Origin of the sequence: Neorhizobium sp. NCHU2750, assembly GCF_003597675.1 — a bacterium.
In the GTDB taxonomy this organism is placed as follows: Bacteria; Pseudomonadota; Alphaproteobacteria; order Rhizobiales; family Rhizobiaceae; genus Neorhizobium.
The window spans coordinates 2,496,351-2,509,624 of sequence record NZ_CP030827.1 but is presented as its reverse complement, the minus strand read 5'-3'; the positions used below and the strand labels follow the sequence as shown (position 1 = coordinate 2,509,624).

Below are 13,274 nucleotides of genomic sequence, written 5' to 3'. Positions count from 1 at the left end.
CCTTTGGCCCGCTCTGATCAGGAAAGGCTCTGTTCGTAGTCCGCGTAGCCGAACTCGCGGACCGTCCTGAGGCTGCCATCCAGTTCCCGGATGGCGATTGCCGGCATTTTCACGCCGTTAAACCAGTTTTTCTTGACCATCGTGTAGCCCGCGGCATCCTGGATCGACAGGCGATCGCCGACGTTCAGCTCGCTCGGAAAATCGAACTCGCCAAAGATGTCGCCGGCCAGGCAGGACTTGCCGCAGACCATGTAACGATGTGGTCCCTGGTTGGGGTGGACCTTCGCGCTTTCACGGTAGATCAGAAGATCCAGCATGTGCGCTTCGATGGATGAATCCACCACGACAAGATCCTTGCCGTTGTAAAGCTTGTCGAGCACGGTGACTTCCAGCGTGGTCGAGCGGGTGATCGAGGCTTCGCCGGGTTCCAGATAGACCTGGACGCCATATTCGCCGGAAAAGCGCTTGAGGCGCTCGGCGAATTTCTCGATCGGGTAATTGTCACCGGTGAAATGGATGCCGCCGCCGAGCGAGACCCATCCGGCCTTTTTCAGAAGCGGGCCGAATTTCTCCTCGATCTGGCCGAGCATGCGGTCAAAGAGGTCGAAATCGCCGTTTTCGCAGTTGTTGTGGATCATGAAACCGGAAATCAGGTCCATGACCGGCTCGACCTTGGCGAGATCCCATTCGCCCAGCCGCGAGAAGGGGCGGGCGGGGTCTGCGAGATCGAAGCTCGACGAAGAGACGCCGGGGTTCAGCCGCAGGCCGCGGGTGATGCCGGAGGACTGGCTTTCAAAGCGCTGCAGCTGGCCGATCGAGTTGAAGATGATCTTGTCGGCATGGGAGACGACCTCGTCGATCTCGTAATCGGCATAGGCGACGGAATAGGCGTGGGTTTCCTTGCCGAAACGCTCGTGGCCGAGGCGGACTTCGTTGAGCGAGGACGAGGTCGTGCCGTCCATGTAGTCGCGCATGAAATCGAAGACGCCCCAGGTGGCGAAGCATTTCAGGGCCAGCAGCGCCTTGGCGCCCGACTTCTCACGCAAGGTCGCGATCTTCTCCATGTTCTGGAGCAGTTTCGACTTGTCGATGAGATAGTAGGGGGTCTGCAGCATTTCGTTCGGTCGGCCTTCTTACAGTCTTTCTAAAACTTGAAGGGGCCTATTGCCTGACGCAGATGACATCTTCAAGACCCGAAGACAAGAATGTCCAAAGAACCGGTTAATTGGCCGGGCCTTTGGACATTGCGGCGGGCCCGATGCCGGACAGTCCGTGTCAGCCGGCCGGCGGCATTTTCGAGAATGCGGTCAGTGCCGGGTCGAGGCGATCCCAAGCCTGTGCGGCATCGGTCCAGGTGGCCATTTGCGGGCTGTAGCGTTCCGGCTCGTCGAGGCTTGCGGCGCGGATGATGAAATAATCGGGCATGTCGGGAAAGGTCATGTAGACCGGAGCGCCGCAGATGGGGCAGAAGGCGCGCCTTTTCGACGTGCCGCCGTCCCCGGTCGAGTTCCAGAAGCTCGGCTGGCCTTCGATCCCGACCTCGGCGCCGATGAAGAGAAGGTTGGACGTGTGGCCGGTGCCGGTCTCGCGCTGGCACTGGCGGCACTGGCAGTCGATCATGGCGACGGGATCGCCCTTCGCCTGATATCGGATCGCACCGCAGGCGCAGCCGCCGAGAAAGGGTCTGCTCGTCATCTCGTCTCCATTTTAAACCTGAGTGGATATCGGTTGCGAGGGAGCCTCCACCGTCCGTGCGGTGGAGGCAAGGGGGTTCATGCGGGGATGAGCCGTTCGTATTCCTCCCGAAGGCTCAGCCAACCCTGCCAGAAGGGGGCGGGTGTCCTGCCGGCGGCCTTGGCGGAGAGAATATCGAGATGCATGTGCCAGCCGGCGCCGACCATGGTCATGTTCTTGCGGTCGGAGATGCGGCGGTGGGTGAGGGTGAGGAGAACATCCGCGCCGATGGATTTCAGCTCGATCGAGACTTCGCCGCGCGGGGGCCAGGTGAAGGCAAGGCGGTGCGGGGCGTCGAACAGGATGATCTCGCTCGCCATGCGCTGTTCCTCGGGAAATCCTTCGGGACGGGGCTCGTTGCCTTCCGTCAATTCGTCATTGCGCCAGACGAGTTCGAAGGAGCCGCCGGGTTCCTGCGGCATGATGCCTGAGGCGAGCCATTGGCGCCGCAGATCGCTGTCGGTGAGATAAGCCCAGATGCGGTCGATGGGTCCGGGTAGTTTACGCTGGATGGTGAGTTCGAAACGGGCGGTCACGGCCCCGTATTCCTTCAACGAAATCATGTCGTTCATTGATCTTCTCCCAGTTTTGATTCAAGTCTTGACGTCGCCCTCGGCAGCGTTTCGGGCATCCTCCTCCCGCAGTAGTCTTTCAAGCGCATCGAGGCTTCCGGTCCAGAAGCGCTCGTAGAAGGTCAGCCATTGATGCGCGGTGGCGAGTGGGCCGGGATCGAGACGACAGACATGCGTGCGCCCCCGGATTTCCCGCTGCACAAGGCCGGCACCTTCCAACACCTTGATATGCTTGGAAGCCGCCGCAAGCGACATGGCATGCGGTTCGGCCAATTGCCCGACGGTGCGCTCTCCCGCCGACAGTTCTCGCAGCATCCGGCGACGCGTGGCGTCGCTCAGGGCGTGGAAAGCAGCGTCTATCCGATGTGCGTGAAATTCAACCATGTGGTTTAATGTACGCGCGTGAGGCATGATTGTCAACCAACTGGTTTAATGTTTTTGGCTCGAGGAGCGCTCCTCCACCCCAGCCGATTTTGGCTTGATGCTCAGACCAACGCAAAGGACCTGTGGTCAGGTGAAAACGGTAGCAATCTTGCGGAAAGATATTCGGCGATCGAGCTTAGGCTGCCGGCCGCTTCAAGCTGCGATCGCCACGGCCTTCCAGCAGGCCTTGGATCGAAATGTCCTCGTTCAACGAATCCCAATGGATTCCACCGGGGCTCAATTCGAATTGCTGGCGTTCACTGGGGCTGGCGAGAAGGAGGCGAGGGAACCATGCGAGGGGCACGCCAAGTACGCGGCCATCGGTCAGCGAGACCCACATCGTGTCCTCGTCGAATTTGACCTCAGTTGCCGAAATGCTCATGCCAGGCTGTCCTGATGCGGGGGGGCTCGATCACGAGACGGATGAGAAGCTCCTTTCCGTTGAAGCCTTCGCTCTCTGCGACGCCTATGGCCGGTTCCAACCAGACTTTGGCATTGGCACCGGGGCCACGTACGTGAACGTGGATCGGCTCGCGGGGATCTCCTTCGTTGGAGTAGAAATAGAATGTCAGACCTCGGTGACGAAAAATAACGGGCATCATCAATCTCCGGCTTGGCGGGTTTGACGATACTCCCATGGCTCTCCGAGTGTTGAGTGCGAAAGCCGCCTATTGTTGATATTTGGCGGCATATCGCTGTCGCGATGGCAGAAAATCATCGTTCGACTTGTCTCGCCATCGTCTTGCGCCTGTGCAAGACAATAGCAGGCACGTGCCGTCAGACGGAGACGCCTCGCGCAGTGAACAGAAGGCACCCCGCAAGGACTACCAACACCGTGCTGTTTGCCTTGACGGGCATCTCAAACAAGCGGCGTTTCAGCCCTTCGTCCCGGTTTTCAAAACCGATATCCCGTCATATCGTGGCGCCGCGACGGCAGCCTTCCGAGCGTTTCTGCCGCATCGCCTCATCATTCGCATGCATTTTGCCAGATCAATCAATCGAGGGAAAATCATGAGCAGCAGTTTCATCACCACCAAGGACGGCACGCAGATCTTCTACAAGGACTGGGGATCGAAGGATGCCCAGCCGATCGTCTTCCATCACGGCTGGCCTCTGTCGGCCGACGACTGGGACGCCCAGATGCTGTTCTTCCTGCATCAGGGATATCGCGTCATCGCCCATGACCGGCGCGGCCACGGCCGTTCCAGCCAGACGGAGACCGGCAACGAGATGGATACCTATGCCGCGGACATGGCCGAGCTTGCGGCGCATCTCGATCTCAGAAGCGCCATCCATGTCGGGCACTCGACCGGGGGCGGGGAGGTGACGCGCTATGTGGCCAGATACGGCCAGCCGCTGGGGCGGGTTGCCAAGGCGGTGCTGATCGGGGCGGTGCCGCCGATCATGGTGAAAAGCGACAAGAACCCCGGCGGCCTGCCGATCGAGGTGTTCGACGGATTTCGCGCCGCGCAGGCGGCCAACCGGGCGCAGTTCTTCCTCGATATCCCGACCGGCCCCTTTTACGGCTATAACCGGCCAGGGGCGGAGATTTCCGAAGGCGTCATCCGCAACTGGTGGCGGCAGGGGATGATGGGCGGCACCAAGGCGCATTACGATTGCATCAAGGCGTTTTCGGAGACGGATTTTACCGAGGACCTGAAGATGATCGACGTGCCGGTGCTGGTCATGCACGGGACCGACGACCAGATCGTGCCGTTTGCGGATTCCGCGCCGCTATCGTCGAAGCTTTTGAGCAATGGCACGCTGAAGGTCTATGAGGGACTGCCGCATGGCATGGCGACGACCCATGCGGATTTGATCAACGTGGATCTGCTGGCGTTTTTTAAGGAGTGATGGGGGTTGGTACAGAAAGACCCCTCCCAACCCTCCCCACAAGGGGGAGGGCTTAACCCGGCCTCGCCGTCTATGTTCAATCGAGGCAGCCGCGTGCCGCGGGTCTTCTCCCCCCTTGTGGGGGAGATGGCCGGTAGGCCAGAGGGGGACTTTGGCTGAGGCTTTTGCCGTCGCCCCTCAAATCAGCTGGAACCTGTCCACATCCACCATGCCCCGATCAGAAATCTTCAGATGCGGGATTACCGGCAGCGGTAAAAATGCCACTTGCAGGAACGGCTCTTCGAGAGTCGTTCCAAGGGCATAGGCCGATTTCCTTAGGTCGTGCAGCGTGTCTCGTACCCATTCATAGGGTTCAAGGCTCATCAGGCCGGCGAGCGGCAGGGCGATCTCGCCGGTGACCTTGCCGTCCTCGACGACGACGAAACCGCCCTTGATTTCGCCAAGCCGGTTGGCGGCGAGCGCCATGTCATCCTCGGAGACGCCGACGACGCAGATATTGTGGCTGTCATGGCCGACGGTGGAGGCGATTGCACCCTTGTTCAGGCCAAAGCCCTGAACGAAGCCGTTGGCATGGTTGCCATTCTTGCCGTGGCGCTCGATGACGGCGACCTTGATGATGTCACGGGCCAGATCGACGCCCGCCTGGTTGCCGGCGGCAGGTAGGCGGTAGCGGCGATGCTCGGTGATGATTTTTCCCGGCACGACACCGATGACCGGCGTTTCCGATTCCGAATAGGGGACGCCGAAATGCATGGCCTGGACGGGGCGGGCCTTGACGCTGTCGAGGCCGACCGGGGCGACGGGTTTTCGCGTGGCAAACAGTTCGTCGGTGACGCGGCGGCCGGCGGCAAACACCATCTCGGCCTTGCAGTTTTCGAGCGTGTCGACGATCACGAGGTCGGCCCGCCAGCCGGGGGCGACGAGGCCGCGATCGCTGAGGCCGAAGGCCTTGGCCGCCGAGATCGACGCGGCGCGATAGATGGCGAGCGGTTCGGCGCCGGCTGCGATCGCGGTGCGGATCATGTAGTCGAGATGACCCTGTTCGGCGATGTCGAGCGGGTTTCTGTCGTCGGTGCAGAGCGCCAGGAAGGGCGACAGGCGCTCGGTGATGATCGGCATCAGGGCCTGAAGATCCTTGGAGACCGAGCCCTCACGGACCAGGACATGCATGCCCTTGCGGATCTTTTCGAGCGCCTCTTCGGCGGTCGTCGATTCATGCTCGGTGCGGATGCCGGCTGCGAGATAGCCGTTCAGATCATTGCCGCGCAAAAGCGGCGCATGGCCGTCGATATGGTCGCCATAGAAGGCGTCGAGCTTTGCCAGGCAGACGGGATCCTTGTGGATGACGCCGGGGAAATTCATGAACTCGGCAAGGCCGATGACCTTGGGGTGATCGCGGAAGGGCAGGAGCTTTTCGATCGGCAGATCGGCTCCTGCCGTTTCCAGATGGGTGGCGGGCACGCAGGAGGACAGCTGGACGCGGATATCCATGATCGTCTCGACGGCCGAATCGAGGAAGAAGCGGATGCCTTCCTCGCCGATGACATTGGCGATCTCGTGTGGATCGCAGATCACGGTCGTCACGCCATAGGGCAGGACGCAGCGGTCGAATTCGTGGGGCGTGACGAGGGATGATTCGATATGCAGATGGGTGTCGATGAAGCCCGGAACGACGATCTTGCCGGAAATGTCGATCTCGGTCCTGCCGGTGTAATCGCCGCAGGTGCCGACGATGCGGTCGCCGCAGATGGCGATATCGGACAAGACGAGTTCACCGGTGACGAGATCGAAGAATTCGCCGCCTTTCAGCACGATATCGGCGGGTTCGCGGCCGGTGCCCTGGTCGATCAGCGTCTCAAGTCGTTTCGTCATGGTCCATCTTTCGCGTCAAATTTTCGGCCATAGTAGCGGCATGAGCCGGGCGGGGAAACCGACCGGGCCCAGCCGCTGACCGTTTAGCGATGGTTTACCAGCGAAAAATGCGTGGTGCGATGACCATGCCGATCAGTGCTGAGAGCAGGATGCCGAGCGAGTACCAGATCAGCACGAAGGGCATGCCGTTTTCGTTGCAGAACCAGGAATAGACCCAGGCGCCGGCCGCTCCTGCCGCAAGGCCCGCGGCAAAGCCGGTGAGGCGCGGATTGGTGGGCGCGCCGGCCTTCAGGCTCCATGAATAGGCAAGCAGGAAGGGCAGGCCGAAGCCGATGATGACGAAGGGGCAATGCAGGGCGGACGAACCGAGGATCAGAATCCGATAGGCGGCGGCTGGCGAGATCGCCAGCTGAATGACGGCGATGACGGCCATGACCACGACCACGAGCGCCATCGCCGGCAGGGCGTTGCCCGCAGGCCGGCCGGGCGAGGCGCCGGGACGCGACAGGCGGAACACGGCGACGAAGCCGATGATGGCAAGGGCGGCGTTATAGGCCGACTTGATCCAGAAAACGGGCAAGACGAGCGCGTGCGGCATGTCCCGGCGGAAACCGATGAAAAGGACGAGGACGAGGAGCCCGAGGATCAGCGCCGGCGCAAGCCCAAGCGCGAAGCGATAGATGAGGGCGTGGCGCGGGACGGGTTTGAGGTCGGCGACCAGCCGGTCGATGATATCGTCGGTGCTGTTGTTCATCATCCTTCACCCCGCAATCGTTTCGCCAGGGCCTTCACGCCGCGATGGACGCCGATCTTGACCGCCGATTCCGACTGGCCGATGCGGACCGCGGTATCCGCCACCGACTGGCCTTCCAGCTTCACCTGGCGGATCAGGTCGCGCTGCTTTTCCGGAAGCCCTGCAAGAAGCCGCTCGACATCGATCTGCGCGTTGATGGCATCCTCCTCGTCATGGGCGGCAATGCTGTCGTCCAGTTCGATATCGGCGGAATGGCGCGTGCCACGGGCGCGATGGTGATCGACCAGCTTGTGCCGGGCGATGGCGAAAAACCAGGCGGTAAACGGCCGGGAGCGGTCATATGTGGCCCGTTTGGTGTGAAGCGCCATGAGCGTCTCCTGCACGAGGTCTTCCGTATCGGCCGCCGCGGCACTCATGCGCCGGCCGTAATAGCCGACAAGCAGGGTCCGGGCACTGTTAAGCAGCCGTCGATAGGCCGCCTCATCCCCGTCGAGGGAGAGCAGCATCAGGCCTTTCAACGTGTCTTCCGAATACTGGCTTGTCATGTGTTCGTAGTGTCATTCGCAAATATGACCCGCCGGTTACACGGCGAGGCAAAAAAACGCATGGACGAAACTATCACACCGGCGTGAGCCCGTAACCGGATCGTCGAAATCGCGAAGGAAGGGAGGTGCGCGCTACCGGCATGGGGCGGGTGGCCGCCGCAAAAGCGAGAGGAAAACATCATGACCAGAGCAATTTTCACCCTTGCCGCAGGCCTTTTTGCCGTCGGTTCGCTCCTTGCCGGCACGGCCGGCGCGCAGGACACGATGTCGAAGAGCATGGGCATGTCCGGCTCGGATACGATGCAATCGGGATCGATGCAGTCAGGATCGATGCAGGGAGGCACGATGATGAAATCGGATATGAGCCAGGGCAAGACGATGGGCAAGACCATGGACAAGGGCATGATGAAGACGGCCGACAAGCGCAAGGACTGCGAACATAAGGCCGGGATGGAGAAGGATGCGATGAAGAAGCAGAAGATGATGAAGGCCTGCCACGGCATGTGATTGCATGTGGCGGCCGGGCCCGTCAGCCTTGGCGACTGGTCACCTGAAACAGAACGGGCGCCTGAAGGCGCCCGTTGCGTATATGCCGATGCGTTCGCCGCTTATTCGGCGGAAACGATCTTGCCGGCTTCCCACTTGTAGAGGGAGAAGCTCTGCGAGGTGAGGTCGCCCGTTTCGCCATAGGTCAGCTTGCCGATGGCGGTCGGGATGGGGTCGCCGCCTTTGAGTGCTGCGGCGACGGCTGCGGCGTCATCGGTGCTCTTGGCCATCTCGATGCCGGCCTTGATGACCTGGACTGCCGCATAGGCATTGAGGGTGAAGGCTTCGGCCGGAATGTTCTTCGCCGCCAGCGCGTCGACGGCTGCCTTGGAATCCGGGCTCTTCAGTGCGTCGGAGGCGTTGGTGAAGAGCGTGCCGGCTGCCGTGTCGCCGCCGATCGTCCAGTATTCGGAATTCGACAGGCCGTCGCCGCCGATGATCTGGGCGTGAACCGAGATGTCGGCCAGCTGACGGGCGAGAAGGCCGCCTTCGGGGTGATAGCCGCCGAAATAGATCACGTCGGCCTTGGCTTCCTTGAGGCGGGTCGTCAGCGCGCTGAAATCCTTGTCGCCGGGCGTCAGGGCCTGGTTGAGGACTTCGGTGACGCCACCGGCATTGAGCGTCGCCTTGAAGGCGTCGGCGAGACCTTTTCCGTAGGCGCCCTTGTCGTTGATGATCGCGACGCGCTTGTCCTTCAGCTTTGCCAGAACATACTGGGCTGCCACTTCGGCCTGCTGGTCGTCGCGGCCGCAGGTGCGCAGCACGTTGTCGAGGCCGCGCTTGGTCAGGTCGGGGGCGGTTGCCGTCGGGGTGACCATCAGGATGCCGTTTTCGGCCAGCACGTCGGAGACCGGGATTGCAACGCCCGAGGTGACCGGGCCGACGACGAAGTGAATGCCTTCGCCGACGATCTGGTTGGCGGCGGATACGCCCTGCTTGGGCTCGCCGGCATCGTCGGCCAGTTCCAGGACGAGTTTTTCACCAAGAACGCCGCCGGCCTTGTTGATCTCGTCGACCGCCGTCTGGGCGCCGTTCTTCACCTGGTCGCCATAGGCGGCGACGGGGCCGGTCAGCGGTGCGATGAGGCCGATGCTGATATCCGCATGGGCGGCCGTGACCGCGAAGGGGGCAAAGGCCAGCGAGGCGGCAAGCGCCAGCGTTACTTTCTTGTACGTCATCTATGTCTCTCCTTGGGCATGCTCTATTTCTGTCACAGGCCTCCCAGCCTGTCGGTCCACGAAGCCCGGCCCGTTGCTTGCCAGCCGAGAAATGTGCGGCAGCAGACGGGGCAAAGCATCGACCTGCATGCGGCCATATTTGGCTCGCAGGGCAGATGGAAATTTTTCTAGAAATCTTGAGGCTGTCGCGCAAGAAGATAACCGAAACTGCGACGTTTCGATGTATATGTTTCAACGTGCTGGAGGGCTCGGGTCACGATAACACTGTGCCGAGTGGTCGCTGTGTAGCGGCCGAAAACGGGTCGGGCGATGTAATGTCGTGCAAGCATATGTCGTGGCCCATGGCGGTCTGGCCCAGGCTTACGGCCGCTACGACATCACATGCCCGGCCTGCATTTTTCGGCCCGCTGTGCTTTTCAGCTGTTCTTCACAGCTTCATCGCATGCAAAAAGAGCCCGGGCTGAGCCCGGGCACTTTTTAGATCGATCCAAAAGACCGGGCTACTAAGCAGCAGCCGAAGTCTTGCGTTCCGAGCTTACGTAGATGTCTTCCAGGCTGCTCAGGATCTTCAGCACGGATTCCGACGAACTGGAATAATAGATCGTCTGGGCATCGCGCCGGGTCTTCACGAGCTTTTGCGCCCGAAGCTTCGACAGATGCTGGGACAGGGCTGACTGGCTCAGGCCAACGCGTGTCGCGAGTGCTCCCACCGCGACTTCACCCTTTACCAAGCAGCAGAGAATCATCAGCCGCTTGGGGTTGGCCATTGCCGACAACAGCCCCGCCGCTGCAGTCGAATGTTCAGAAAGTGCTACCTTGTCCATTACTTCTCTTCACCTCGTCTCCAAAGTGGCCGCCAATTCACCGGTTATTCTTTTTCGGTGATGTTAGGCGGCACAGGCAGAATTTGTATATCCCCTAAATTTCGGGTAGTTCCCTGGGTATTTTAGTTTAAACGCAGATATAATGTATTACAGATTCCGGCAAGTCCATGACGTGATCAAACTCGTGCCGGACGAGTACGTCTCCGGAAACAAGATCGATCCCCGCCGGATCGACCAGTCCGAATCTCCAATTCTTGCTACCAAGACCAAGCCGGCCCGCAAGGGCCTCGGCTTCGGCAGTCTTTCCGATCAGGTCCTGCTGCAGCGCTACCCAAGCCGCCTCGTCGGCGACGGGGGGCACCGCAAGATCGTTGGCGGACAGCGCGTAGGCACGGCCGAATCCGCCGTTCAGCGATGCCTGCACCGGCGCGAGCCTGAAAAACCTGAAATCGGGAAAATCGACATAGAGCTGCGCCTTCGCATGGCGGCGCAGGAAGCGTGTGCGGATGCGCTGATGGGCGACGGCGTCACGGTCGACGGGTTCGGCGTTACACAGCACGGTGATGCGCGCATGCGCCAAAGGATCGCCCTTGCCGGGCTCGCCCGCCAGCAGCGAACAGCGCGGATCGGAAAGCAGGCCCTTGGTGTGGCCAGAGAGTGCCGACACGAGAATGACGGGGGTGCCATCAAGGTCGATCGCCGTCAGCGCCCGGCTGACCGACGGAAAACCGGTCACGGGATCAAGGACGGCGAGCGACATGTAGCGCGCGCCGCGCACGAGCATGCACGCCAGCTCGCGAGCCTCGTCGTCGGTAGGGCGCAATAGCTGGGCCTGCTCGGCCATTCGTCACTCGCTGGTTGAAATCTGCGTTTGCTTTATTTGTATAACATTTAATTCGGCGCAGCAAAAGATACCCCAGCGCGTCAAGTTTGCGCACTATTTCTGAAATACTGATATATATATCAGAGGTTGTCTTTCCGGCGATGGCGAGTGAGGCCGGCGATGACGTCGTCGGAGGTGATGGAGCCGACGACGGCGCCGTTGTCGACGATGGCGATGGCGCCTTTCTGACGCGAGAGGCCATCGAGAATATCAACCAAGGGTGTGTCCGGCGCGGCCGATCCGGAGACCGGAATTGCGCCTGCTGCGGGGGATATGCCCCTGGTCATGACGTCGCTCGCCGTCAGCATGGCGATCGGGTTCATGTGCTGCACGAAGTCGGCCACATAGTCGTCGGCGGGGTCGCGGACGATTTCCTGCGGGGTGCCGCACTGGATGATCCGGCCTCCCTCCATGATGGCAATCCGGTTGCCGATGCGGAAGGCTTCGTCGAGATCGTGGCTGACGAACAGGATGGTCTTCTTCAGCCGGCGCTGGAATTCGAGCAGTTCCTCCTGCAGCCGGTTGCGAATCAGCGGATCGAGCGCCGAGAAGGGTTCGTCCATCAACAGGATCGGCGCGCCGGTGGCAAAGGCGCGGGCCAGCCCGACGCGCTGCTGCATGCCGCCGGACAGTTCGCCGACACGGCGGTCGGCCCATTGGGTGAGGTTGACGAGTTCCAGCTGTTCGCCGGTGCGCCGCTTGCGCTCGGCATCCGGCACGCCCGCAAGCTCGAGCCCGAAGCCGACATTTTCCGCGACGGTGCGCCAGGGAAGCAGGCCGAACTGCTGGAAGACCATGGACACGGTATGCATGCGAAGGCCACGCAGGGTCTTGGCATTCGCCTTGTAGGGATCGACCGGACCGTCCGGCGTGGCGACGCTGACGCTGCCGCGCACGACGGGTGCCAGGCCGTTGACGGCGCGCAGCAGGGTCGATTTGCCCGAGCCGGACAGGCCCATGAGGACGAGGATTTCGCCTTCGCGGATCGACAGAGAGGCGTTGGACACGCCGACGACGATGCCGGTTTCCCTGGCGATCTCGTCGCGGCTGCGGCCTTGTTCGAGAAGCGGCAGGGCAGGGCCTGGATTGCTGCCGAAGACGATATCGACATTGTTGAATGCAACGCATTCGCTGGCGAAGGTTTCCATCGTGACGGATCCGGTCATGCGACGTCTCCCTTTCCGCTCTTGAACATGCGATCGAGGATGATGGCGAGGATGACGATGCTCATGCCCGAATCGAAGCCCATCGGCACGTTCATCTGGCCGAGCGCGCGCTGCACCAGCGCACCGAGACCATCGGCGCCGACCATGGAGGCGATGACCACCATGGACAGCGACAGCATGATGGTCTGGGTGATGCCGGCCATGATCTGCGGCAGGGCATAGGGCAATTCGACCTTGGTGAGGATCTGCAGCGGTGATCCCCCAAAGGCCTGTGCGGCCTCGATCAGCGCCGGGGGCGTCGAGATGATGCCGAGCCGCGTCAGCCGGATCGGCGCGGGGATGGCGAAGATGACGGTCGCGACCAGGCCGGACACGGCGCCGAGGCCGAACAGGATCAGGGCGGGGATCAGGTAGACGAAGGTCGGGATCGTCTGCATCAGGTCGAGGATCGGGCGCAGGATGGCATAGAACCATGCACGCCGCGCAGCCAGAATGCCCAGAGGAACGCCGATCACCATCGAAACGGCGGTGGCAGCGAGCACCAGCGACAGCGTTTCCATCGCCTCGGTCCAGTAGCGCTGGTTATAGATCAGCAACAGGCCAATCGCCGTGAAGATGACGACACCGACATGGCGGCGCACGAACCAGGCGATCAGACAGAAGACGGCGATCATGAAGAAGGGATAGTAGGGCTCGGCGGCGGTGCCTTCGGTGAAAGTACCGAGAAGAATGTAGAGCAGGCCGTCGATCGCATCGCCCAGAATGGCGGAGACCGTGTCGAAGAAGCCGCTGAGATTTTCGGTCAACCAGTCGACGACCACCTGGGCGCCCTTGCCGATCATGATCTTGTTATTGTCGTCAAGCAGCCATGTATGAAGCCAGTCCATAGCATCCCCTCGCTCGAATTTGCATCAACGGACGGA

General features: G+C 61.4%; 16 protein-coding genes. 2 read left to right on the top strand and 14 right to left on the bottom strand.

The annotated features are described in order from the left end of the window. Nucleotides 1-17: 17 nt before the first annotated feature. The 6 genes from NCHU2750_RS12215 to NCHU2750_RS12190 all read right to left on the bottom strand — a co-directional run bounded on the left by NCHU2750_RS12215 (nucleotide 18) and on the right by NCHU2750_RS12190 (nucleotide 3,331). A complete protein-coding gene (locus NCHU2750_RS12215; protein ID WP_119940747.1) occupies nucleotides 18-1,115 on the bottom strand; it encodes a carboxynorspermidine decarboxylase in 1,098 nt (365 codons plus the stop codon). Between the two features lie 160 nt (nucleotides 1,116-1,275). After that, nucleotides 1,276-1,695, bottom strand: coding sequence for a GFA family protein (locus tag NCHU2750_RS12210; protein ID WP_119940746.1), 420 nt, complete (start codon nucleotides 1,693-1,695; stop codon nucleotides 1,276-1,278). A gap of 77 nt (nucleotides 1,696-1,772) precedes the next feature. After that, a complete protein-coding gene (locus tag NCHU2750_RS12205) occupies nucleotides 1,773-2,306 on the bottom strand; it encodes an SRPBCC family protein (protein ID WP_119940745.1) in 534 nt (177 codons plus the stop codon). 21 nt (nucleotides 2,307-2,327) lie between these two features. Then, nucleotides 2,328-2,690: an ArsR/SmtB family transcription factor gene (locus NCHU2750_RS12200; protein ID WP_119940744.1), complete on the bottom strand. Its 363-nt coding sequence runs from the start codon at nucleotides 2,688-2,690 to the stop codon at nucleotides 2,328-2,330. A 175-nt stretch (nucleotides 2,691-2,865) separates the two neighbouring features. Further along, a complete protein-coding gene (locus tag NCHU2750_RS12195; RefSeq protein WP_119940743.1) occupies nucleotides 2,866-3,111 on the bottom strand; it encodes a DUF2442 domain-containing protein in 246 nt (81 codons plus the stop codon). Then, the gene (locus tag NCHU2750_RS12190; RefSeq protein ID WP_245480235.1) at nucleotides 3,092-3,331 is read right to left on the bottom strand and encodes a DUF4160 domain-containing protein; all 240 of its coding nucleotides are present in this window, start codon (nucleotides 3,329-3,331) and stop codon (nucleotides 3,092-3,094) included. Before NCHU2750_RS12190 ends, NCHU2750_RS12195 begins: the two co-directional genes overlap by 20 nt. A 409-nt stretch (nucleotides 3,332-3,740) precedes the next feature. Here NCHU2750_RS12190 and NCHU2750_RS12185 point away from each other — a divergent pair, with 409 nt between their 5' ends. After that, on the top strand, nucleotides 3,741-4,583 hold the full coding sequence (locus NCHU2750_RS12185; RefSeq protein WP_119940742.1) for an alpha/beta fold hydrolase: 843 nt from the start codon (nucleotides 3,741-3,743) through the stop codon (nucleotides 4,581-4,583). A gap of 177 nt (nucleotides 4,584-4,760) precedes the next feature. On the opposite strand, the gene ade is transcribed toward NCHU2750_RS12185, so the two are convergent. The 3 genes from ade to NCHU2750_RS12170 all read right to left on the bottom strand — a co-directional run bounded on the left by ade (nucleotide 4,761) and on the right by NCHU2750_RS12170 (nucleotide 7,754). Then, nucleotides 4,761-6,455: an adenine deaminase gene (gene ade, locus NCHU2750_RS12180; RefSeq protein WP_119940741.1), complete on the bottom strand. Its 1,695-nt coding sequence runs from the start codon at nucleotides 6,453-6,455 to the stop codon at nucleotides 4,761-4,763. 94 nt (nucleotides 6,456-6,549) lie between these two features. Then, nucleotides 6,550-7,212, bottom strand: coding sequence for an NrsF family protein (locus NCHU2750_RS12175; RefSeq protein ID WP_245480234.1), 663 nt, complete (start codon nucleotides 7,210-7,212; stop codon nucleotides 6,550-6,552). After that, a complete protein-coding gene (locus NCHU2750_RS12170) occupies nucleotides 7,209-7,754 on the bottom strand; it encodes a sigma-70 family RNA polymerase sigma factor (RefSeq protein WP_119940739.1) in 546 nt (181 codons plus the stop codon). Before NCHU2750_RS12170 ends, NCHU2750_RS12175 begins: the two co-directional genes overlap by 4 nt. A 180-nt stretch (nucleotides 7,755-7,934) precedes the next feature. On the opposite strand from NCHU2750_RS12170, the gene NCHU2750_RS12165 reads away from it, so the two are divergent. Then, nucleotides 7,935-8,261: a hypothetical protein gene (locus tag NCHU2750_RS12165; RefSeq protein ID WP_119940738.1), complete on the top strand. Its 327-nt coding sequence runs from the start codon at nucleotides 7,935-7,937 to the stop codon at nucleotides 8,259-8,261. A gap of 101 nt (nucleotides 8,262-8,362) precedes the next feature. Here the strand turns inward: NCHU2750_RS12165 and NCHU2750_RS12160 are convergent, their stop codons facing one another. The 5 genes from NCHU2750_RS12160 to choW all read right to left on the bottom strand — a co-directional run bounded on the left by NCHU2750_RS12160 (nucleotide 8,363) and on the right by choW (nucleotide 13,238). Further along, nucleotides 8,363-9,478 carry a branched-chain amino acid ABC transporter substrate-binding protein gene (locus NCHU2750_RS12160; protein WP_119940737.1) on the bottom strand — a complete coding sequence of 372 codons (1,116 nt, stop codon included), beginning with the start codon at nucleotides 9,476-9,478 and terminating at the stop codon, nucleotides 8,363-8,365. Nucleotides 9,479-9,981: 503 nt separating this feature from the next. Next, nucleotides 9,982-10,302: an ArsR/SmtB family transcription factor gene (locus NCHU2750_RS12155; RefSeq protein WP_119940736.1), complete on the bottom strand. Its 321-nt coding sequence runs from the start codon at nucleotides 10,300-10,302 to the stop codon at nucleotides 9,982-9,984. Nucleotides 10,303-10,429: 127 nt separating this feature from the next. Continuing rightward, a complete protein-coding gene (locus tag NCHU2750_RS12150; RefSeq protein ID WP_119940735.1) occupies nucleotides 10,430-11,146 on the bottom strand; it encodes a HugZ family pyridoxamine 5'-phosphate oxidase in 717 nt (238 codons plus the stop codon). 119 nt (nucleotides 11,147-11,265) lie between these two features. Then, nucleotides 11,266-12,351 carry a choline ABC transporter ATP-binding protein gene (gene choV / locus NCHU2750_RS12145; RefSeq protein WP_245480233.1) on the bottom strand — a complete coding sequence of 362 codons (1,086 nt, stop codon included), beginning with the start codon at nucleotides 12,349-12,351 and terminating at the stop codon, nucleotides 11,266-11,268. Beyond that, the gene (gene choW / locus NCHU2750_RS12140) at nucleotides 12,348-13,238 is read right to left on the bottom strand and encodes a choline ABC transporter permease subunit (protein ID WP_119940734.1); all 891 of its coding nucleotides are present in this window, start codon (nucleotides 13,236-13,238) and stop codon (nucleotides 12,348-12,350) included. The genes choV and choW overlap by 4 nt, the downstream gene beginning before the upstream one ends. Between the last annotated feature and the right edge of the window lie 36 nt (nucleotides 13,239-13,274).

Bases quoted from the DNA above. Each gene is read 5' to 3' on its own strand.
- NCHU2750_RS12205 (WP_119940745.1), bottom strand. From the start codon at position 2,306: ATGAACGACATGATTTCGTTGAAGGAATACGGGGCCGTGACCGCCCGT.
- NCHU2750_RS12210 (WP_119940746.1), bottom strand. From the start codon at position 1,695: ATGACGAGCAGACCCTTTCTCGGCGGCTGCGCCTGCGGTGCGATCCGA.
- NCHU2750_RS12200 (WP_119940744.1), bottom strand. From the start codon at position 2,690: ATGGTTGAATTTCACGCACATCGGATAGACGCTGCTTTCCACGCCCTG.
- NCHU2750_RS12175 (WP_245480234.1), bottom strand. From the start codon at position 7,212: ATGATGAACAACAGCACCGACGATATCATCGACCGGCTGGTCGCCGAC.
- NCHU2750_RS12190 (WP_245480235.1), bottom strand. From the start codon at position 3,331: ATGATGCCCGTTATTTTTCGTCACCGAGGTCTGACATTCTATTTCTAC.
- NCHU2750_RS12155 (WP_119940736.1), bottom strand. From the start codon at position 10,302: ATGGACAAGGTAGCACTTTCTGAACATTCGACTGCAGCGGCGGGGCTG.
- NCHU2750_RS12165 (WP_119940738.1), top strand. From the start codon at position 7,935: ATGACCAGAGCAATTTTCACCCTTGCCGCAGGCCTTTTTGCCGTCGGT.
- NCHU2750_RS12185 (WP_119940742.1), top strand. From the start codon at position 3,741: ATGAGCAGCAGTTTCATCACCACCAAGGACGGCACGCAGATCTTCTAC.
- NCHU2750_RS12170 (WP_119940739.1), bottom strand. From the start codon at position 7,754: ATGACAAGCCAGTATTCGGAAGACACGTTGAAAGGCCTGATGCTGCTC.
- choW (WP_119940734.1), bottom strand. From the start codon at position 13,238: ATGGACTGGCTTCATACATGGCTGCTTGACGACAATAACAAGATCATG.
- NCHU2750_RS12160 (WP_119940737.1), bottom strand. From the start codon at position 9,478: ATGACGTACAAGAAAGTAACGCTGGCGCTTGCCGCCTCGCTGGCCTTT.
- NCHU2750_RS12215 (WP_119940747.1), bottom strand. From the start codon at position 1,115: ATGCTGCAGACCCCCTACTATCTCATCGACAAGTCGAAACTGCTCCAG.
- ade (WP_119940741.1), bottom strand. From the start codon at position 6,455: ATGACGAAACGACTTGAGACGCTGATCGACCAGGGCACCGGCCGCGAA.
- NCHU2750_RS12150 (WP_119940735.1), bottom strand. From the start codon at position 11,146: ATGGCCGAGCAGGCCCAGCTATTGCGCCCTACCGACGACGAGGCTCGC.
- NCHU2750_RS12195 (WP_119940743.1), bottom strand. From the start codon at position 3,111: ATGAGCATTTCGGCAACTGAGGTCAAATTCGACGAGGACACGATGTGG.
- choV (WP_245480233.1), bottom strand. From the start codon at position 12,351: ATGACCGGATCCGTCACGATGGAAACCTTCGCCAGCGAATGCGTTGCA.